The sequence below is a fragment of the uncultured Winogradskyella sp. genome, from assembly GCF_947498345.1.
Taxonomy (GTDB): Bacteria; Bacteroidota; Bacteroidia; order Flavobacteriales; family Flavobacteriaceae; genus Winogradskyella.
On the sequence record NZ_CANMJY010000004.1, the window covers coordinates 259,583 to 280,484 of the forward strand.

Sequence of the window (20,902 nt, forward strand, 5' to 3'; positions counted from 1 at the left end):
AAATGAGGACTTTATATGATTTTTAGGGATTATGAGGTTTTTTGAGGCAATTTTGGTGCAACCCAAATCTTATTATTCTCATGAAAAATTTCATTTCTGCGTTCTGTTTGATATGTTTTTACAGTGCAATACATCCTATTGCTGCACAAAACAGCCCTATACATGATAGAGACGTAGCTCAGATTAGTCATACAGATACCATTCCAGATTACAGATCTAAGACCAATAAGTTAAAATTAACTGGTGTAGTTTATAAAAATGATGGCGTAACTCCAGCCAAAGATGTTATAATTTATATAGAGCAGCCTGACGAAGATGGAGATTTTGATCTAAGACGTACAGGCGATGAGCGCTATGTATTTCATAGAAGCTGGGTTAAAACTGATGCAAATGGGAGATATACTATTCATACATTCGTGCCAGGAAACGATAGACGATACAATCAGCTACAACAGATATTTCCTTTAATTAAGGCTCCATCAAAACAAGAATATGAATTACATTCTTTTGTATTTAATGATGATCCGTTATTAACTAAGCGTTGTAGAAAACGTTTAGCTAAAAACAATCAAACCAATAGAATTCTGACTACTAAAAAAGAAAATGGCATTCTTGTAGCTAATAAAGATATTATTTTGTCTGAAGATACTGAACCGACTATTTAAGTTCATAGACATAATAACCGCAAAACCTTGAATATTTATTTATTCAAGGTTTTTTATGTTTATATATCATAAAAGTTTTACCTTTAACTATCCCTTAATAAATTCCTTGTATTAATTCTTTTGGCTTTTGAATTTGCCCAACATTGAGTATAAATCTGTGTTTGTAGATTATTTATTTTGTTCATCTTCAAGAAAAGTTAAATCTGTAAATGAAGATAATTTACTCACTATTTTCGGCATTCATTTAGGAATTAATGCTGATAATAGTAAAATAAAAATAGACTAAGTCATGTCACAAGAAAAAAAAATTGAGCCTTTTAAAAAAATTGGTTTGTGTTTTAGTGGAGGTGGTTTTAGAGCTACATTTTATGCATTAGGTATTGTATCATATCTCAATGAAGTACAATATAAGGGCAAGCCACTTCTAGAATCTGTAAAAGCTTTAAGCACAGTTAGTGGTGGTACCTTATTGGGAGTAGCATTTGCCAAGGCAATGCAACAGGATGGTTATAATTTTAAGAATTTTTATCACACCTTTTATGAGACTTTTAAACCAGGAAATAATAAATTATTAGAAACCGCTATTGCAAAACTCGAGGATGATAAGGTATGGAAAGATAACCCTTATAAAAAGCGCTCACTAATTAACGCATTTGCTTTAACCTATGCAGAAATGCCAGTATTTAATGGCAACTTTGAGCATTTTGAGAACGGTAAAATAAAACAATTAGAACAAGTTTGTTTTAATGCCACAGACTTTTCATTTGGGTTAACATATCGCTTTCAAAATAGGGGATATTTTGGTAATACTCCTTTATATAAAAACTATCAAAAGCAAGTCAATGCATTGCGAAATAAAGTAGAACTTGGTGATGTAGTAGCTTCTTCCTCATGTTTTCCAGTTGGGTTTGAACCTTTAGTGTTTCCTGATGATTATTTTAAAGATCAAAACACTTCAGAATATAAAAATTTAAAAGGTTTAGATGTTTTTATTGATGGTGTTGGTATCATGGATGGAGGTATAGCAGATAACCAAGGTATAGGTAGTATGATGCTTATAAGTGAACGTATGGATGATGGCCTGGATCTAATAATGGTTAATGATGTTGGAAGTTATAAAATGAAACCCTGGCAACAGGATAATACAAAAATTGGTAAGAGCTCTACAGTAAAGAAGGTTATAAATAAAGTGTTACAATATTTTACGATTAAACCATTATATTGGTTGACCCTACTAGCTGGCTTGCTTATCATTATACTAAACAACCTTTCAGTCTTTGGCAATGCCTTTACCAGTCTTTATATAGTAGGAAGTGTTATTCTAGGTGTTGGTATTACGTTTACAGTTTTAGGGCTCATAGCATCAGTTATTAAGGGATTTACACTAAGTAGGCTCAAATCCATTTTTAAAAAGAACATACCAGAACCCTTATTAGATGACATATTGACCTTTCAAAAACTAGATATTGATCTTGTAAAACGTATGCTATCAGATAGAATTACATCAGCAAGTACTATGATCAATGATGTCTTTTTAAAACAGATGAGACGTTTAAACTATGACTTGTTTTATTCTAAACCAGAACTAAAACATCGTCGTGTTACAACAACTATATATAAGCTAAATGGCCAGGAAACACCTTACTCTAATGGTACTCCCAAGTATAACGATGCTATAAAACCTAAACCTTCAAAAGTATTGCAAAGTGTAGCATTAACGGCATCAGAAATGCCAACGACCTTATGGTGGGATGCGCACGATGTTGCTAAAAACCGAATGGATGCGCTTATAGCTTGTGGACAATTTACAGCTTGCTATGAGTTAATGGATTATATATTAAAACTTAAAGCCGATAATGATAGTGTAGGGGATGATCTTACAGAAATCAATAAGCTTTATGACGCTTTAGAAAAAGACTGGAAAGCTTTTAATAAAAATCCTTTGTGGTTGGTTTAATGCTTGAAACATAACAGATGAAAGATTTTGTTATCATTTATTTTTAATAATACGAATACTCTTAAATTGGTTACCTATTGACACCTTAAATAAATATATTCCGATTTCTAAACTTGAAAGATTTACCTTTTCGATGGGTGCACTATTTTTAGATTCTAGTTTTAAAACCACCTGACCTAAAAGATTGGACACTGTTATTTCGTCTATGTTTTGTAATGAATTAAAAGTCAAAGTATGATTTACAGGATTGGGATGATAACTAAAATTATCGAAAGTGTTATCATCAGTACTCAATGTAGTATTGTATGCTGATACTGAAAATGGCGATCTATATGCTCCAAACAAATCTGCAATCGTAAGAAAATAGGTGTCTCCTGGCTCTAAACCTGTTAATTCGAGTTTTGAAAAATTAAATGTGTCTGCTCCATTTGAATCTGAAGCAACGAGTGCTATACTTCCACACATACCCGACCATACAGCTATTGAAGTATTAGCCGAAACATTACCGTTTGAATCTGGACCGGTTTCAATAGTAATATTACCGTCTGGTGGTGCAACAAAGGTATGCCATAGCGGTTCTCCTTCTGTCCAAAGGAAGGTTTCATCTATAGCCTCATCATCAAATACACTTCCTACGGTTAAGGTAAGACCGTTATCGCAGGTTATGTTTATTGGTTCTGGTGGATTATAGGCAGATACAGAAAATGGAACAATAAAATTGCCAAATATTCTAACATATACCGTTTCTCCTGGTGTACCATTTATAACTATTGATGAAAAATTATGAGTAGAAAAAACAGAATCTCCACAACTTAAATAAGTTAAACTGCCGCAAGCTCCAGACCATGCATCCATTCCTGAAATAAAATGGGTATCACCAGTAACTACGTCAGGTCCTGTCTCAACCACTAGGTGGCCTTCAGCTGGTATCATAACTTTTGTCCATATTTCGTTACTTACCGGCAGTTCAAATCCCGTATTGCAGCCACCTCCTTCTTGTGTGGCATTTAGTGTGTTAAGATCCACAGGATTATCATCAAAAGATGCACCTACTGTTAATTCTTGGGCAGTGTCACAGGTGTCATTTGGTTGACTTATTTCTGATGGGTTTGATATACCGTAAACATTCATTATAGCATAAAAAAACGAGCCTCCGATGCTTTCTATTGCAGAAGGAATAATACTATTAAGATCAACCACATCACAATCTGCTGCAGAAGTATTAAAATATGCAGAAGAGTTTTCTCCAAAATCATTACCGCCCAAAACAAAAAAGTGTGTATCTAAATCTCCAGATGCCGCTTGAATAGAATAATATATAATTTGATCTGTATCTAGAGTTAAGGGATCAATAGGAATATTAATTAATGATCCATTATCTGAAGACTTGCACATATGATTACCACTTCGGATAATTGATAATACATCTAAACCAATAAGGTTGTATGGAGAATCAGGAAGCGCATAATAATCACTGCGAGCTATAGTACCTACAAAATATGTAAGCATGGTGTCATCAGCGGCTGATGATTGTGCAAATTCAAGATTTGTTAGCATAAAAGTACCAGAGTTTATAGTACCATTATCAACATACCTTTGTAAATCATAAAATCTGTAAAATGCGTTTTCATTATATGTATTGGTGGCAGAAGTTGCACAAGCAAGACCATCATCTATAGCATTAGGGTTATTAGACTCAGACAATCTAACAAATGGTATTTGAGTATTTGCTGTGTATATAGTCAATACAGCAAAAAGCAGAAAAAGTATTTTATTTTTCATATATAAATAGTAATGTGAAACAACATTATAAATTTATATAGAAACTATATCTGTTTTAGTTTTTTTATCTCTACACAATCACTACAGGCTCAAATAATAATAAGTTAAGTAATTTATAATCAATGATTTATATTTAATTTAAATCAAACCGATTTTAGAAAGGCATTAAGGTTAACTTCTTTTCCTAGTTGCATTTTTTTTCTTAAACGATAACGCTTCATATCTACACTTTTGGACTCAATATTAAGCATGGTTGCTATTTCTTTTGACGAAAAATCAATTTTTAAAAGTGCAGCTAAACGAATTTCATCCTTTGTTAATCTAGGGTATTTTCCTTTCATTTTGCGCAAAAAAGTATCTTGCTCTTGATCTAATTTCATTTTAAAAAGCTCTCTATCCTGTTCAAAAGATTGCGTTTCTCTTAACTTTATATCTATAAGTTCTAGTTTTTCATTACCTAAATTTGAGCCTTCGCCTTTTAAAGATTTTATGGTATCTCTTAAATTGTCTATAAAATCAATTCTCTGTAAAATGTTTAAAGCGAAACTATTAAGTTCTTTAGATTTAACTTCAACTTCTAAGGCCATACGCTCTTTTTCGAGCGTGGCATTTTTTAATTTTGTTTCAGATATGGTTTTCTCATTTTGGTTAAGTCTTAATTTTTGATATTGATTTTTCCATACTAAAAAACCAAGTACACTAATTAAAAGAATTCCACAACTTAAAGCCCAAATAGTTTTTGTTTTTAATTCTTCTTCCTTTTCTAAAAGCTCTAACTCATTTTCTTTTAAAGCTATTTTGTTATTATATTTTAACTGTTCTTGAGCTATTTTATGTTTGGTTTGAATGTTTGCAGTATTCCTTATATTATCTGCATTAAATAATGAATCTTTTAGCACGTAATGCTCTTTCCATAAATTTAAAGCCGCTTTGTGTTTTTGTTGCGACTCATAAATTATGGCTAACTTTTCATAAGCATCCCGAAGTACAGGTAAATCGTTAGATTCTTTAGCTTTATCTATGGCACTGTTGGTATACTCAATAGCTTTTAAAATATCTCCTTGTTTAAAATAACACCATCCTAATTTGTGTAATGCAGCCGTAATAAAATATTCTCGCTTAATTTCTTTAGCAATGTCATACCCTCTCAAAAGACGCTCTTTTGCGTTTTGAAACGCATTCATTTCCATTAGTACATTACCCGAATTAAGTAAAGTCAGAGCTATTCCAAATTTAAAATTTGAAGCTTCACTGTACTTTAGTCCTTCCTCATAATAGTCTAATGCTTTTGTATATTCTTTTTTTGCTTCATAAACAGTACCTATACTGCTATAGAGCCTTGCAGACACTTTATCATTTTTTTGAAGCTTACTCATTTTTAGAGCGTCTTCAAAATACAAAAGCGCATTATCAAAATCATTTTGTTTTTTATAAAGTACTCCAATACTGTTTAGAGCAGTTGCAATTCCAGAAGTGTCCTTAAGTTTTTCGCGTAAGTCTTTAGCTTCAAGAAGATAGGTTAAACCGCCATCAAAATTTCCAAATTTGATTAAATTCGATCCCAAATTAAATAAGCCTCTAGCTACTCCAGAAGAATCATTTATTTGTTTTTTTACTTCAATGGCTTCTTTGTAAAATGAAATAGCCTGTGTATAATTTCCTTCTGCATTATTACAGCTACCTAAATTATTAAGACTCATAGATAAGTATTTCAAATGGGTATTAGCTAAAGCTGAGTTCTTTAGTTTTGTGTAAATAAGTATAGCTGAATCTGTTTGATGTTGTCTGAAATACACATTTCCTTGTAAGGCTAATGCTTTCATTTCACAATCTGGACATATATCTGCAAGGTCTTTTAGCTCTAATGACATCTTTAGTAACTTAATAGCTTCAGGTGCTTTTGTAGCAGCTATTTCCTTAGCTTTTTTATAAAGTAAATTAAATTGAGTAGTATCTGTTGCATGTTGCGTGGTAGATTGAGACGCTAAATGAAAACTAGTTAATGACAATAAAACCCCAAATAGCAACCTTATGAATGTCCTCATATGAACGTGTTATTTTTCTTAAAACTACAGATTCTTTTAATCTTATACAATGCAGCTTTTTAGATAACCTTATATATGTAGAGACCATGTAGAGATAAAACTTAGCTACAGATAACCCATAATCCTGTAGAATTAATAAGATATCCATAGGAAAGTACGATTTTTATTTACAGCTTTCCATTTTATATATACAAGTACATAAATCTAAGAATAGCGCGAGTAAACACATTTTTAGCAGTAGAGTAGAGGTCTGGAGTAAAATGTACCTAAAATGATTTAGAATATTTTTACTATCTTTATAGTAATCACTTGATTATTAGTGATTAATCCCACCCTTATTTTATTTAATAACGCTTTTTGGTATACGATTTACCCAGTATTGGGTATGTCTTACTATTCATTTGATTATTAACATTGATGAGAATGCAACAATCTATATTAACTATAAAGTACCATTAAGCTTTATAATCAAAAAAAGTTGACAATGAAAGCCTATGGAAAACTAATAGAGCTTTCATACTAGTAGATATATCAATTTTAAACTAAAACAATACAATATGCCAGGAAAAACATTACGTATATGCCTTGCCATGGGTGGAGGAGTATCATTAGGATCGTTTTCAGGGTCAGCGCTTACAGAGGCTCTCAAACTTTTAATAATACATGGTAAAGATGAAGATGGTCATCCATACGAGAACGTTTTTGTAGATGGAATGAGTGGTGCAAGTGCGGGAGCAATTGCCTTAACCATAATGCTACGCTGTCTTATTGATTATAAATCTATGCTTCTTAAATGGAACCCTATAAAAGATGATGAGAACGATAAGGAATTTGCATTATTAAACCGTGAAAATCGGTTGGTTACTGAACTCATTAAAACGTATTTTAATAATGAAAGTGAAAAATTTAATGCGCTTTCGCATTCTAAGAAAGAGTCCTTAAAAGCCTTGGAGTTGGCACAAAAAATCCAGGAGATTATTTGGGTTAAACGGGTTGATGCAATTAAATTATATGGAAATAAGGTCAAGTCGGGCTATAAACATATTGCCGATGACTCCTTTGGGCTTTTAGAACGTAAGCATATGGAAGGCTTAATTGAAGAATTTTTAATGGGTGGTGCCCCAAAATTAGATAATCTGCAAGTCTTAGATCGTGAGCGAGTACTTTTTGCGTGCTCTCTAACCAATATTTTACCAATGCCAATTAATCTTAATAGAGAGGATCTCAATCAATTACAGCGCAATGTTATCAATTCTACAGGTGTTTTTAATCATGCAGAAATAAGGGTCATTGATTTTATTTTCGATGCTGATGTAGAAAAAAGAAAGCCAAGTGATAAGAGGTGGTTAAAGTTTAGTCCTGTAAATAATTCAGCAAGCCGAACACATTTTAATTTAACACAAAATGAGGCTTGGGCTACTATTTCAGCTTCTGCATTAGCATGTGGTGCATTTCCAATAGCTTTTCCACCTGTTCTTTTAGAACGTTATCAGGAAGAATATAACTTAGGCTTAGCCAACGAAAAAACTATAAAGAGTTGGATGTCATCTAACGTTAAACGTAGCATATATAAAAACAGACAAGGTGAAGATATCATTTCTGAATGGCCTTCTCCGTTTTTAGAAATTCAAAAACACTTAGCAAACAAACAACTAAACAGCTTCTTTAAAGATAAGGATAATGATGTTTTAGATTATACCAGTTTTAATTTTCCATATGTTGATGGTGGCACTTTTAACAATGAACCTATTAAAGAAGCATTTAGAATTGCAAGTTTTCAGGATTATAAAAGGGTAGATATTGAAAATTCTGAACGGCTAATCTTATTTGTTGACCCCATAGTTAGAAAAGAACCGATTCCAAAATTTAAAGTTTCCTCATTTAGTCCTATAAGTGGAACTAAAAAGATAAAAGATACTACCGAGATTGACAAGCTAATTGGCAGTGTAGGCTCATTGGTCGGGTTGCTGAAAAATCAGGGGAGAGTTAAAGAGGACGATAAAATCAGGGATACAAAAGAAAATCTGGCACTTAGAGATGTCATCTTTTCGTACTTAGATGATAATGATGACATAATGCTTAACGTTGATGTGTGCTTAAACGCCTTTAGCAAAATTAGAACCAAACTCAACGAAGATATCATCTCAATAGGTACCAGGAATCCCATTACGTATTTTATTGAAGAGCTTCGCAAAACAAGTGATGGTGAATGGAATGGTGAGAGTTTTGAGGCTTTGGACTTGAGAGCTGACCAGATTGAAAGCCAAATAAGGGAACTGGGTAATAATATTAGTTTGGATGATATTTATAAGTTACTTAAAATCACCAATAAACCTAAATCGATCAATTTATTTGCTGCTACAGTATTTAAGGTTATAGTAGAGGTATCTTTAAACACGGCAGGAAAAAACCCAAAAGCCATCAAAGCAGCCATTCTGCCTATGGATAAGAACCAAAATATTATTGATCTCCCTGGGACAGAGATTGAAGCCTTTGCAGGATTTGCCTCAGAAAAATCTAAAAACTATTCATTTCAGTATGGTCGTCTGGCAACTCTTAAAGCCTTAAGTGCTAAAGACGGTTTTAGAGACCCTCAAAAAAGAGGCGGAGCCTACCTAAAAGATAATACATTTGGAGATTTAAGCCGCATTACTGAAATTCTGGAACAAAACATTCGTAATACTAAGTTTTTTAGTTCAAAGAATAATTACAGTGAGGACCTTAAAAAAGGACTTTTCACTCCAAGCATAGCGCGTGTTAAATCTATGCTCCCTAAAAAACTAAAAGCCGTATGGAAGGTTCCATTGTCGGTAGCATCTCCTTTTATTGCGGTAGGTGGAACCTTGTTTGGGCTATTTAGAAATATTACTGGTAAGTCATTTAGCATTAAAAGTATTTTGGTAGGATTAGCTAATGATATGGCAGATGAGGTAAATTACACCTTTAACGAAAGTTTAATTGTAAGTATCATAGGACAAGATTTTAATAAGCCATGGTACGGTTACCTGTCAAGGAAATCGAGAATAAAGGTTTATGCAGTATTAAAAAATGGTACAAAAGTTAAGATAAAAGCATCCCGAAAGGATAAGAACAAAATTAAGTTTCATCTTTACTTAATAGAGGACACCAAAAAAGTACTTAAAAGTAAAGACGGCTTTATGCGAACGCTGTCTGCTAATGGAGATTCTACACTAAAATTAGTTACCGAACATAAAATTTCTTTACCAGGAACAGTAAAGTCTAAAAACGCTGCATTAGATCCATTTTTGGATGATGATTGGTCTAAAGCCTTGAGGAATAATTATCCACAAGAAGTAATGGGCTTAAAAATTGAAGGACTGAAAAAAGAAATTCCTCTAAGCACATCGGAAATAAACAACGATGAAAAATCATTGTTCTTTTCGTTGAAAGACCTCAATATTCATGTCAACCCAATGTTAGAGTATGATATGAATGATACTGATGCCGGATGGTATTTTAAAGAAAACACAAAAGCCTTTCATAAGGAGCTTCTGGATAAAATGGAAGAACTTAATGAGTAACTTTTTAATGATTGGTTTTAATATGTGTTATTATGGATAGATTTTTATTATAACTTTAAATTGATTGCCTATGGAAATTCTTAAATATTTAGGTTACTTACTAATTCTCTTTGCAATAATAGATTTTTTAGGAGCAGCTTTTGGATACGATTTAACCGGTGTGAGGTGGTCACCTCCTGTAGCAAGCATTATTGGTATATTGCTGGTAAAAATGGGTGAAGATGATTAAATTGAGTAAACCAAGATTCCTATAAAATCGAGCGTTTGAATAGCGGACATTTTACATACTTTTTAAATAGAAACATCCACTGGATAATCAAATATTAAAAATGTCCTATAATGTACTAGCGTTATGTAAACATGGGCTTTATTCACAAGGTTATTATTTTAAACTAATGAGTTCATGAATCTCGTAAACTCGATTTGGTTAAAAGCCCATGTTAGTGATGCAGTTTCTGAAAAATCTTATCTAATAATTTCCTCTGCCAAAGTGAATGGAACACTCTTTTTCGTATGGGTGGAGTAGTGGCGAAAATGTGTGTGGAATGATTATGAGTTAATAACTTTCAATTATTTGCGGTTTTCAGTAAAAGTAATTCCTACAAAGTTTACTATATTTAAGCTCTCCCTTAATTATTTAACAAAATAAAATAATCTTTTACTAAATGAAAGTAGAAGTAAGCAGTAATGAAGTTATTTTACAGTTAGTGTATATAATGTTTATAACTACTATTTTAATATTAACAGTTTAATAATAAGACTTTTTATCTTGGTTATTTAAATTAAAAATTATTTATGTATAAAGGCAAGTTTAAGATACTTAAACAAATTTGGGAAAGAAATGACATTGAAAAACAAGATTCTGATTCTGCATATTTTCTGTCACTTTTATATACAGGCGAATTAATTACTAAATTAATTTGCGCAGGATTACTGTCTGGAGTTAGTGATGATGCAAAAAAACATAAATATACCCAATTATATAATTTAGTAAGAGCTGATGGAATTGGTGATTGGGCTAAAGCAATTGAAGAATTAGTAAGTGGACCAACTTCACATTTATTATCGATTCAACTACGTCAAGAGCAAAAATTGATAACCCAAAAGGTGAAATCTGGTCATTGGCAATTTGATGTTGTCAATGATTTATTTAAATGTTTGAAAATCATTGGTGAAAATGTTGAAAATAATGCCACAAAAACATCTTTTAAAAATTGGTTTATTCTATTTACTAGATTACGAAATAAAACTCGTGGACATGGCGCTATTTCAAGTGATCTAACTGGACAATTGTGTTCTTTGTTAGAAAAATCACTATTATTAATTTCCAATAATTTTACGCTTTTCAATTATGAGTGGGCGTATTTATCACAAAACTTATCTGGAAAATTTAAGGTACTTAGTATTTCTGAAAACTGTAATAGTTTTAATTACTTAAAATCTAATGCTGGAAAAGATAAAAACTATGAACGTGGTATATATTTATATTTAAATCGTCCTGTTTATGTTGATTTGGTAAAAAGCGATGGTTCAGTTAGTGATTTTTTCTTCCCTAATGGTAATTTCTCTAGTAAAAGATTTGAAGTTCTTTCATATGTTTCAGGTTCTAGAGATAGTAAAGATAATTCACGTTATTTACTTCCTCCGGGTGATTTGCCAACAAGTGAAACAGAAGGATTAGCTAAACTAGAAGTGATAGGAGATTGTTTTACTAACCTTCCGAAAGTTGACTCTATTTATATAAATAGAGAAGATTTGGAGACTGAGCTGAATAAGATTGTTATAAATGAAAGACATCCAATGATAACTCTTTTGGGTAGAGGAGGAATTGGCAAAACTACTCTAGCACTTAGAGTTCTGCGAGAACTGTGTCTTACAAATAGATTTCAAACAATTTTATGGTTCAGTTCACGAGATATAGATTTACTTGATTATGGAGCTAAATCTGTACAACCGCAAGTTTTAGGTATAGAGGATGTAGCTAAGGAATTTGTTAACTTAGTCAATCCCGAACTATTAAAACAAAAGAAGTTTGAATCTAAAGAGTTTATTGAGGAACATCTAAAAACTCAAATAGATGGTGTGGGTCCTATGCTGTTGGTGTTTGATAATTTTGAAACTGTTCAAAATCCCTCAGAAATGTTTAATTGGCTAGATACTTACATTCGTACACCTAATAAAATACTAATCACATCTCGCATCAGTGAATTCAAAGCAGATTACCCGATAACTGTATCTGGTATGAATATTAATGAATTTAAAAAACTTGTTAATACAGTAAGTGATAAATTAGGTATTAATGATCTAATTGACACAAATTATATTAATAAACTTTATGAGGAATCTGCTGGCCATCCTTATGTTGCAAAAATATTGCTTGGTGTTGTTGCAAATGAAAATAAGGCTGGAGATATTAGCAGAATTGTTGCAGGACAAGATGAAATGTTAACAGCTCTTTTTGAAAGGACTTACACAATGCTCTCACAGGCAGCTAAAAAGGTGTTTTTAACATTAGCTAGTTGGAGATCAACAGTTCCAAAAATTGGTATTGAAGCAATTATAACAAGTACTTCTTATATGAAAATGAATGTTGAAGATGCAATAACTGAGCTCAATAGATTTTCTTTTATAGACATTTATTCATCTAAAAAAGATAATTCAAAATTTATTTCATTGCCATTGTCTGCATATTTATTTGGACAAAGTAAATTAGTTGTTAGTACTTTAAAACAACAAGTTTATAATGATAGAGAAATGTTAATGATGCTAGGTGTTGGAAAGGTTATTGATGTAGATGAAGGTGTAGATTTAAGATTTGAAAAATTTTTCCAACAAGTTGCTTATAAAATTTCCACTAAAAAGAATGAAAAACTTGCTTCCTATACTCCAATTTTAGATTACATCTGTCATAAACAATATAAATCTTGGATTACATATGGTGCATTATTGGAAGAATTACGAAATTATAAAGGTGCGATAAGTAAATATGAACGATTTATACAAAATGAGAGCGATCCTAATAAGAATATTTCTGTCTGGAAAAAACTAGCTGATTTATATAAAAAAGAAAAAAACTATTTTGGTGAAATTCACTCTTTGATTGAAATGTGCGAGATAGATACAACTTCTGAAGCCTCGATTAGTTCATGCTCGAATAGATTGAATAGACTATTGAGTGAAAAAAAACTTGAAGGCTCAGAGGATGATAAAAATGCAATAATTTCTCGTATGATAGAGTTGTTAAAAAACAAATTAGAAAACGGCAGCCTAAATGATTTAAACGATAGAACAAATTTTGCGTGGTTGTATATTCATTTGGGTAAAATTGCAGAAGCAAGAAAACTAACAACACAAATTTTAAAGATTGAACCAGATCATTTTTATGCATTGAAACTTCAGCAAAAGTTCAAACGGAAATAAATTGACGAATAAAATTCTGGCAAAATCAATACTCATATTAATGCAGATTATCATGGCATGATTTACATACAGATTCTAACCATTTAATTGGTTCTTTGCCAATGTTATATTTAGCATATCTTGTGTGATGCACTTTGTAGCACGGTTAGACTATTTGGAATCAGTATTTTCATTTTACCCAGATGATGCGTTGGCAAACCGACCTCATATCATTTTGGTAAAACAATAGGTGAGAGGAGCGTAAGATTTTAGGCTATACAAATGCAATTATCCAGTGGATGATTGTGTTTGGATACAACTCTTTACAAAATGCTCGTTTCAAATAGTATTTGCTTAAAAATGTACACTGTACATTTTCTTAACTGCAAATAGTCTAAAATGTAGCGTAACGAGCCGTAATTGTTTCCAAAATTATATGCAGTCTTGATTTTTTTGTTTCTTTTTTTATCCAAGAAAAAAAGATAGAGTACTTTAGCTATAAACCAACTACATGAAGAAGCTTCTGTTTTTCATAATTGTAATAATTTCTTCTTTTTCTTACTCACAAACCTTTGTAGATGATGTTGATAGAGTAGCAGTTGTCGTTATTGATTATTGTGTCGATGAGAATGGAAAGCGATATGATATTGTAATTAACCAAGAAAAAAGTACTTATAAGCATGAGGGTTGGCAACAAGGCTGTTTAGAACATTTTAAAAAGGGTGAGTTAATTTATCCAATGAAAATGACTGATGAATGCTGGCAATCAGTCTATTATTTCGTTAACTCAAAATATAAGACTTATGAATTGCCAGAAGAAGATCGCATAAAATGTAAAGCTTTTCATCGAGGGAAATTTAAGTATGAGAATCCTGCATATAGCGAAACCATAATGAAACGACGCAAAAAGCGTCAAATTGAGAAAGGTGGATTAGGTGGAAGACAGGTTTATAATATTAAATGGACTGATGACCATAAGTACATTTTAGAAACTGTAAAATTACCTTTAGAGAAAGATAAGCATAAAGAAGATAACATAATTGCTGTTGAAATTATTGAAGTCTTAAATGAAAAAACTTATCTATATAAAGCAGTCATTACTAACAAAGGGGATACAGAAACCATATTTGGATTAATTACTAAAATTTAATTCTATTTTACATAATATTACAAGTTCTAATAATAAAATGTTTAATAGGATGTATGAATGTAATAAGTGTTAAGAATTTTGCTTTTTCAAAATTTCAGCTCTTATGGCAAGTCTCTGAGAATCGCGTAGAAAAAAATATGTAGTACAAATATTCAAATACCTCAAAATTTAATAACACCTAAAAGCTAGGCTTTGGGTATTTAGCAACAAATGTCCACAGGACATTCAACGCTAAATAGTGTGCGCTGGCCAAGCGATGGCAAATTATTCGCTTTTAATAAAGAGCTCAAGAATGCTGCGCATTTGAGTTTACAAAACAATCGAGCGTTTGGATAGCGGACATTTGACATAACGTCTAATTATAGGAACATTGCATTAACGCAGCGTAGCAGACCGATTATATAGTTACACTCATAATAGATATCAATGATTGGTTTTAATATTCAATCATCCACTGATAATCGAATATTAAAAATGTCCTATAATTTACATTATGTAAAATAATATTTCTACAACTTCACACTTAATCAGATATTTATGTTCTACTCTAAAGGCTCTATTGCAGTTAATAATCCAGAATAACGCATATAAGTTTTATACGTTGGCGTCACACTTATTATACTGTTTTTATTTGGGAAGATCTCAATAACTACATCGTAATTATCAGTACCACCATTTTTTTGTTGGGTCTTAAACTTAAGAATCAGTTTACCTTTGTCTGCATTAACCAGCTTTGTAAAATCTTCTAACTTATCATTAAAGGTTATGCCTCCTTCTGTAGCACCATAAGAACCTGCATTGATTCGGCGTTCACCAAAAAATGGAAGATTTCCTTTTATAGAATCTTTACGTATTTCTATATAATTGCCATTACCACCAACGTCAATTCTATTAGGAGTATTTCCTGTATTTTGTATTAATAAGGCATTGAGTACTTGTGTGGTGGCCTGAGTATTAAACGGAAATGCAACTTGCACATCTATGCGGTAATTGTTCTGCTCAGAGAGTTGCTCTAATGTTTTCAATTCATTAGCTTTTCTCTCTACTGCTTTCGCGGATTTACAAGTCCACATCAGACCTAAAACTCCAACACAAAACACTAACTTTAGCCGATTATATAATGCTTTTCTATTCATTGTGCATTAAAGATACAACCAAAATGTTAAATTAACAACCTAATTAACAGTCTTTTAAGGCGTTTTAGTTACTCTTCTGGTGGATAACCATGGATTTCTTCAAACTTTTCATCAAAATTTGCACGCAAATAAGCATTGAGCTTTGTCTTATAATCATCCTTTAACCACTTTAAGAAATTATAGGTGCTTTTACTAATGCATTTCGCATAGATCTCTATACGTTGGTTAATATCATCTTTTAATAGTTTTGCCAAACCTAAGGCATCATAAACATCCTCACTATTCTCAATACAAATTTTAGCATGCTGCTCTATAGAACGTTCTAAAACAACTTTTGAGGACTCCCCTTTTGCTACAGCATCTTTATAGGTTTGTCTTATATCAAAATAGGTGTCTTCAGATTTTGAGAATTCTCCTTTAATCTCGTCAGCCAGACCATGTTTAAAATTAGCTTCAATAGCTTCGTCACTCTTAATACGGTCGGCATACCAATTTGGTGATTTAAAAATAAGCTGCCAGTCTAAATCGGCTCCCCAAGGTCCAAATCGGTATAGGTTATTTCCTAGATCTATAATTGTAAACTTGGATTTATTATTCAATATACGAGATCCCCTACCTACCATCTGGTAGTACAAGGTTAAAGATTTTGTTGCTCTGTTTAAGATAATCGTATCAATTGTGGGCTCATCAAACCCTGTGGTTAATATACTTACCGAGGTTAAAATGGCATCTGGTGTATTGTGAAACCAATCTAAGATGTGTTGACGTTGCTTTTTGGTTGCTGTATTATCTAAATGCATAATAGGCAAACCAGCTTCTCTAAACGCGTAGTACACACTAATAGAGGTGTTAATACCATTATTGAATATCAGGGCCTTCTTCCCTGCCGAATGCTTTTTATAGGCATCTACAGTTTTTTGTAACATCGCAGGACTAGAGTATAGATCTTCTGAAGATTTTACAGTATAGTCGCCATTAGAACCTACTTCTAAAGATGTTAAACCCATATCGTATGCGTAAGTTTCTGCCCTGGCTAAAAACTCATTCTCGATAAGGTTCTCTATGGTTTCTCCAGTAATTAATTCTTTATAATTATCCTTCATAGGCAGTTCTTTATTAGAACTTAATGGTGTAGCGGTAACACCTAGAATAAAGGATTTTTCAAAAAACTTAAAGAGTTTGGTAAATGAGTTATAATGTGCTTCATCAATGATAACCAAACCCACATCCGAAATATCTAGCTTATCATCATTTAATCTGTTATTTAAAGTCTCTACCATAGCCACAAAACATGAATACTCAGCCTGATCATCGAGATTGGCCTTACTGTTCACCACTTTGTTGGTCACACCAAAACTGGTTAGCATTGTAGAGGTTTGATTGCACAACTCTATTCTGTGAGTCATGACCAACACTTTTTTATCGTGATTTTTTAAATACTGACGTACCATTTCTGAAAAAATCACTGTTTTACCACCACCAGTTGGCAGTTGATATAACAAATGGTAATCGTCTGGTGCTGTATCAAACTTTTCAAAAATTTGACTTATTGCACCTTGCTGATAGTCATATAATTCTTTATCCGTTTTCTTTTCTTGAATGACCTGATTTGTTTGAGACATATTATAAATACTGTTAGTTTTTATCAGTTGCAAAATTAAGGTATTTTAGGAGATGTTAAAGCGATTTGTGATTAACAATAATTGTTTTAATTTAGCGTTCTTTCAGACGTTAGCTATTTAAAAAAAAAATGAGAACCCTCTTCTTCTGTTTTGCATTTCTAATGCCTTTGAGTATTACCCTTGCACAAAATGACAGCCTATCTAAAACTATTAAAATTATGCTTCCGACTACAGTTGAGAAGACAATTTTAGTTGAAGAAATTGAAATTCCGATACAAACACATAAAGATTCAATGGTTGAGCAAACTGTTAATATAAAAGCTGATTATTGGGATACCACTGTATATAATCCTTATAGAAATACGATATTAGAATTTCCATTGCATATAACGTTTAGTGATAGTTCCTACTCCTCTCCTGTTCAGCACAAAAAAGTGATTACATCACGTTATGGCTGGCGTAGAGGTCGTCCTCACAAAGGTATAGATATTGATTTGGTAACAGGGGATTCTGTAGTCTCTATGCTCGATGGTATTGTACGTTTTGCCAGATATAGTCGCGGTCATGGAAAAACTGTGGTAGTTCGTCATTACAATGGTATAGAAACCACCTATGCACATTTATCGCATATAGCTGTAAAAGCAAATGACACAATTTCTAAGGGTCAGTATTTAGGTAAAGGTGGTAATACAGGACGCTCTACGGGAAGCCATTTGCATTTGGTAACAAGTTATAAGGGAGAGTACATTCATCCGGAATACCTCTTTAATTTCGATGAGACCAACAGGATTCGCTCACAAAATATTTGGGTTACTCGTAAGTGGACCAGACCTAGCTATCATAGTTCTAGAGGTCTGGCTAAATTAACACTCTTTGAAACCAAGGAAGCAGCTTTGGCAAGCTTGGAAAAACAACGAAAAGTCTATGTAGTGCGAAAAGGTGATACCTTATCACGAATTTCGAGACGAAATAAAACAAGTATCGCTGCAATTTGCAGAACCAATAAGATTAAGAAAACGTCTACCTTGAGAATTGGCCAAAAACTAATTCTTGAATTATAAATACTTAGTACCTAAATAGAATTATTTTTAGGTTTTAAATTTCCACTAATTGCTATTTTATAAAAACAAAAAAGCTCCACTACTATTAGTGAAGCTTTATGTGATCGCGACAGGATTCGAACCTGTGACCGTCTGCTTAGAAGGCAGATGCTCTATCCAGCTGAGCTACGCGACCATTCAAGAGTTATAAACTCTGAAAGTCGGGGTGGCAGGATTCGAACCTGCGACCTCCGCGTCCCAAACGCGGCGCGATAACCGGGCTACGCTACACCCCGAAACTGGTTATCTATTTAGCGGAGAGACCGGGATTCGAACCCGGGCAACACTTACGCGTTGACAGATTAGCAATCTGCTCCATTACCACTCTGGCACCTCTCCTAACAATATTTATAGAACGTTCCTTAAAATTGCGGATGCAAATGTAACTTTTCATATTAAAGAACGCAACAATTTTTTTTAGTTTTTTGAAATAAAATGCGTTTATTCTGGATACTCTATTCTAAGGTGATAAATATTAGCCAACTTATGCTTTAATACCTTCTTTATAGATTGAATTTCTTTAAAGGTAATGTTCGCATTTAAAAACTGACCATTTTCCATTTGCTTATTAACAATACTTTCTACAAAGTCATTAATTTTTGTAGTTGTAGGCTCTTTTAAACTTTTAGATGCAGCTTCTACACTATCACACATCATCAAAATAGCAGTTTCTTTACTAAATGGTTTTGGGCCAGGGTATGAGAACTCCTCAATGTTAGCAGCTTCATTTTCTGCTTTTTCTTTCATATAAAAATAGTATACTGAGCTCGTTCCGTGGTGCGTTCTAATAAAGTCAATAACACGATCTGGAAGGTTATTTCGTTTGGCAATTTCTATACCGTTAATTGTATGGTCTATTATCACCTTAGCACTCTCTCGGTTTGAAAGTTCATCATGAGGGTTAATACCTGTACTTTGGTTTTCAGTAAAGTATGTTGGGTTTTTCATTTTACCGATGTCGTGATATAAAGCCCCTACTCTAACCAGCATTGAATTTGCTCCAATCTCATTGGCCGAAGCCTCTGCTAAGTTGGCCACATTCAAAGAATGATGAAATGTTCCAGGTGCTTTATTAGAAAGCTCTTTTAAGAGTTTAGTATTAGTATCTGAGAGTTCTAATAATGAGACATCAGAAACTAATCCGAAAATCTTCTCATATATGTATATCAGAGGTTGAACAAATAGCGTTGCTAATCCACATAAAATAAATAATCCAAAAGTTTTCCATTCTAAACTTGTTATCTGTCCTTCGTGAATAACAAAAAAAGCAAAATAGGCTATAATATAAATAAGTGTAATCTGCCCTACTGAAATAAATAGATTAGCACGTTTGTATAATTCTGAAACGGTAAGAATAGTTACAATTCCTGCAATAATCTGCAGAAACATATATTCATAACTATTAGGCACAATAAAGCCTAGTAGCAATACAGTGAGTACATGCGCAAATAAACCTAACCTGGCATCAAAAAATGCTTTTAAAACTAGAGGCAAAATACATAGTGGTACAACATAAATGTATTGTGAGTTATAATTAATTACTAATGTGCTCAATAAAATCATTACAACCACATTGAAAAAAATGAAAGTAACTTTAGTATTATTTAAAAAAACATCCATTCTATATTTTCTTAAAAACAATAGAAGCATCAAAAGCGCTAATGCAACTAATAAAGTATAAGCAACCAGGACCCAATTATAATTTGCGGTATTCCAGACTTGTGATTCGTATTCAGCTTTTAAAGAATTTAAAATATTATACTCTTCGTCCTTAACAACCTGCCCTTTTGATATAATTAGCTGATCTTTTTCTATACTCCCTCGTGTTTGAGAAATTACTGAGAGTTCTTCTTCTAATGCTTTTTGTGTTAAACTCTCATTAAGTGTTAGGTTAGGTTTTATAATATCAAAGAAGAGCGATATCATTTTATTACGTTTATCTGAAGCTATTGAATTAGAAAAGTGTTCTTCTAAACGTTGTTTTAATTGGCTGATTTTAACTAAATCGCCATATTGTAACTGTTTTTCAATGGTATTAGATTCTACTAAGACCACTGGCTTGTCATTAGAATAGGAATAGTCAGAATCTAAAACTCCAATACTATATAGCTCATCTATAAAAGCTTTGCCTTCTTTGTAAAGATTAGAATTTCGGGTATATATATTAAGTGTGTCCTTAAACGTTATGTTGAATTTTTTTATATAATCTGAACGACTATTATTGCTAAGTTGTGTATTTACATCAAAATAAACAGAAGCATTATGCTCTATCTCTAACTGCTCTTTTTCTATTTCATCTGCGGCTTTTTTTATGGCAAAATTGAATGGGGCATATAAATTCTCTGATTGCCAAGGCTTTCCTTTTTCAAATGAATATCTAAACTTTCCTGTTTTGGGAAATAAGTACACAATGAAAAGTGTGGTTACCAAAAACAGTAGTATCTTATATACCAGAGCATGATTTTTATACCATTTATTAAGAAGTTCCTTCATATACAATCAAA

Annotated in this window: 12 protein-coding genes and 3 tRNA genes; 7 read left to right on the forward strand and 8 right to left on the reverse strand. The window is 32.4% G+C overall.

Annotated elements, in window-relative coordinates; genetic code table 11:
* The first annotated feature begins 80 nt into the window (after positions 1–80).
* Positions 81–665 (forward strand): hypothetical protein, encoded by a 585-nt coding sequence (locus tag Q0912_RS07570; RefSeq protein WP_299113662.1) that lies wholly within the window; start codon positions 81–83, stop codon positions 663–665.
* A gap of 289 nt (positions 666–954) precedes the next feature.
* Positions 955–2,622: a patatin-like phospholipase family protein gene (locus Q0912_RS07575; protein ID WP_299113664.1), complete on the forward strand. Its 1,668-nt coding sequence runs from the start codon at positions 955–957 to the stop codon at positions 2,620–2,622.
* Between the two features lie 33 nt (positions 2,623–2,655).
* Here Q0912_RS07575 and Q0912_RS07580 read toward each other — a convergent pair whose 3' ends face one another.
* Both Q0912_RS07580 and Q0912_RS07585 read right to left on the reverse strand, forming a co-directional pair.
* Positions 2,656–4,404: a T9SS type A sorting domain-containing protein gene (locus tag Q0912_RS07580; protein WP_299113667.1), complete on the reverse strand. Its 1,749-nt coding sequence runs from the start codon at positions 4,402–4,404 to the stop codon at positions 2,656–2,658.
* A 143-nt stretch (positions 4,405–4,547) separates the two neighbouring features.
* Positions 4,548–6,449 carry a tetratricopeptide repeat protein gene (locus Q0912_RS07585; RefSeq protein ID WP_299113670.1) on the reverse strand — a complete coding sequence of 634 codons (1,902 nt, stop codon included), beginning with the start codon at positions 6,447–6,449 and terminating at the stop codon, positions 4,548–4,550.
* Positions 6,450–7,006: 557 nt separating this feature from the next.
* Between Q0912_RS07585 and Q0912_RS07590 the strand changes: the two genes are divergently transcribed.
* The 4 genes from Q0912_RS07590 to Q0912_RS07605 all read left to right on the forward strand — a co-directional run bounded on the left by Q0912_RS07590 (position 7,007) and on the right by Q0912_RS07605 (position 14,540).
* Positions 7,007–9,991, forward strand: coding sequence for a hypothetical protein (locus tag Q0912_RS07590; RefSeq protein ID WP_299113674.1), 2,985 nt, complete (start codon positions 7,007–7,009; stop codon positions 9,989–9,991).
* A 70-nt stretch (positions 9,992–10,061) separates the two neighbouring features.
* Positions 10,062–10,220, forward strand: coding sequence for a hypothetical protein (locus Q0912_RS07595; protein WP_299113676.1), 159 nt, complete (start codon positions 10,062–10,064; stop codon positions 10,218–10,220).
* Positions 10,221–10,786: 566 nt separating this feature from the next.
* Positions 10,787–13,411: a tetratricopeptide repeat protein gene (locus tag Q0912_RS07600; RefSeq protein WP_299113678.1), complete on the forward strand. Its 2,625-nt coding sequence runs from the start codon at positions 10,787–10,789 to the stop codon at positions 13,409–13,411.
* Between the two features lie 490 nt (positions 13,412–13,901).
* The gene (locus Q0912_RS07605; RefSeq protein ID WP_299113680.1) at positions 13,902–14,540 is read left to right on the forward strand and encodes a hypothetical protein; all 639 of its coding nucleotides are present in this window, start codon (positions 13,902–13,904) and stop codon (positions 14,538–14,540) included.
* Between the two features lie 542 nt (positions 14,541–15,082).
* Here the strand turns inward: Q0912_RS07605 and Q0912_RS07610 are convergent.
* Together Q0912_RS07610 and Q0912_RS07615 are read right to left on the reverse strand one after the other, a co-directional pair.
* Positions 15,083–15,676 carry a DUF4251 domain-containing protein gene (locus Q0912_RS07610; protein ID WP_299113682.1) on the reverse strand — a complete coding sequence of 198 codons (594 nt, stop codon included), beginning with the start codon at positions 15,674–15,676 and terminating at the stop codon, positions 15,083–15,085.
* 68 nt (positions 15,677–15,744) lie between these two features.
* Entirely contained in the window at positions 15,745–17,298 is a 1,554-nt protein-coding gene (locus tag Q0912_RS07615) for a DEAD/DEAH box helicase family protein (protein WP_299113737.1), read from the reverse strand.
* Positions 17,299–17,426: 128 nt separating this feature from the next.
* Here Q0912_RS07615 and Q0912_RS07620 point away from each other — a divergent pair, with 128 nt between their 5' ends.
* On the forward strand, positions 17,427–18,359 hold the full coding sequence (locus Q0912_RS07620; RefSeq protein ID WP_299113684.1) for a M23 family metallopeptidase: 933 nt from the start codon (positions 17,427–17,429) through the stop codon (positions 18,357–18,359).
* A 101-nt stretch (positions 18,360–18,460) separates the two neighbouring features.
* On the opposite strand, the gene Q0912_RS07625 is transcribed toward Q0912_RS07620, so the two are convergent.
* From Q0912_RS07625 to Q0912_RS07640, 4 genes are all read right to left on the reverse strand, one after another.
* Positions 18,461–18,534 (reverse strand) — tRNA-Arg (locus Q0912_RS07625).
* Between the two features lie 25 nt (positions 18,535–18,559).
* Positions 18,560–18,634 (reverse strand) — tRNA-Pro (locus Q0912_RS07630).
* A gap of 19 nt (positions 18,635–18,653) precedes the next feature.
* A tRNA-Ser gene (locus tag Q0912_RS07635) sits at positions 18,654–18,737 on the reverse strand.
* A 102-nt stretch (positions 18,738–18,839) separates the two neighbouring features.
* Positions 18,840–20,891, reverse strand: a complete 2,052-nt coding sequence (locus tag Q0912_RS07640) for an HDIG domain-containing metalloprotein (RefSeq protein WP_299113686.1) — start codon at positions 20,889–20,891, stop codon at positions 18,840–18,842.
* Between the last annotated feature and the right edge of the window lie 11 nt (positions 20,892–20,902).

Excerpts from the sequence above, each read along its gene's own strand:
- Q0912_RS07575 (WP_299113664.1), top strand. The coding sequence starts at position 955 with ATGTCACAAGAAAAAAAAATTGAGCCTTTTAAAAAAATTGGTTTGTGT.
- Q0912_RS07600 (WP_299113678.1), top strand. The coding sequence starts at position 10,787 with ATGTATAAAGGCAAGTTTAAGATACTTAAACAAATTTGGGAAAGAAAT.
- Q0912_RS07620 (WP_299113684.1), top strand. The coding sequence starts at position 17,427 with ATGAGAACCCTCTTCTTCTGTTTTGCATTTCTAATGCCTTTGAGTATT.
- Q0912_RS07585 (WP_299113670.1), bottom strand. The coding sequence starts at position 6,449 with ATGAGGACATTCATAAGGTTGCTATTTGGGGTTTTATTGTCATTAACT.
- Q0912_RS07595 (WP_299113676.1), top strand. The coding sequence starts at position 10,062 with ATGGAAATTCTTAAATATTTAGGTTACTTACTAATTCTCTTTGCAATA.
- Q0912_RS07605 (WP_299113680.1), top strand. The coding sequence starts at position 13,902 with ATGAAGAAGCTTCTGTTTTTCATAATTGTAATAATTTCTTCTTTTTCT.
- Q0912_RS07570 (WP_299113662.1), top strand. The coding sequence starts at position 81 with ATGAAAAATTTCATTTCTGCGTTCTGTTTGATATGTTTTTACAGTGCA.
- Q0912_RS07615 (WP_299113737.1), bottom strand. The coding sequence starts at position 17,298 with ATGTCTCAAACAAATCAGGTCATTCAAGAAAAGAAAACGGATAAAGAA.
- Q0912_RS07590 (WP_299113674.1), top strand. The coding sequence starts at position 7,007 with ATGCCAGGAAAAACATTACGTATATGCCTTGCCATGGGTGGAGGAGTA.
- Q0912_RS07610 (WP_299113682.1), bottom strand. The coding sequence starts at position 15,676 with ATGAATAGAAAAGCATTATATAATCGGCTAAAGTTAGTGTTTTGTGTT.
- Q0912_RS07580 (WP_299113667.1), bottom strand. The coding sequence starts at position 4,404 with ATGAAAAATAAAATACTTTTTCTGCTTTTTGCTGTATTGACTATATAC.
- Q0912_RS07640 (WP_299113686.1), bottom strand. The coding sequence starts at position 20,891 with ATGAAGGAACTTCTTAATAAATGGTATAAAAATCATGCTCTGGTATAT.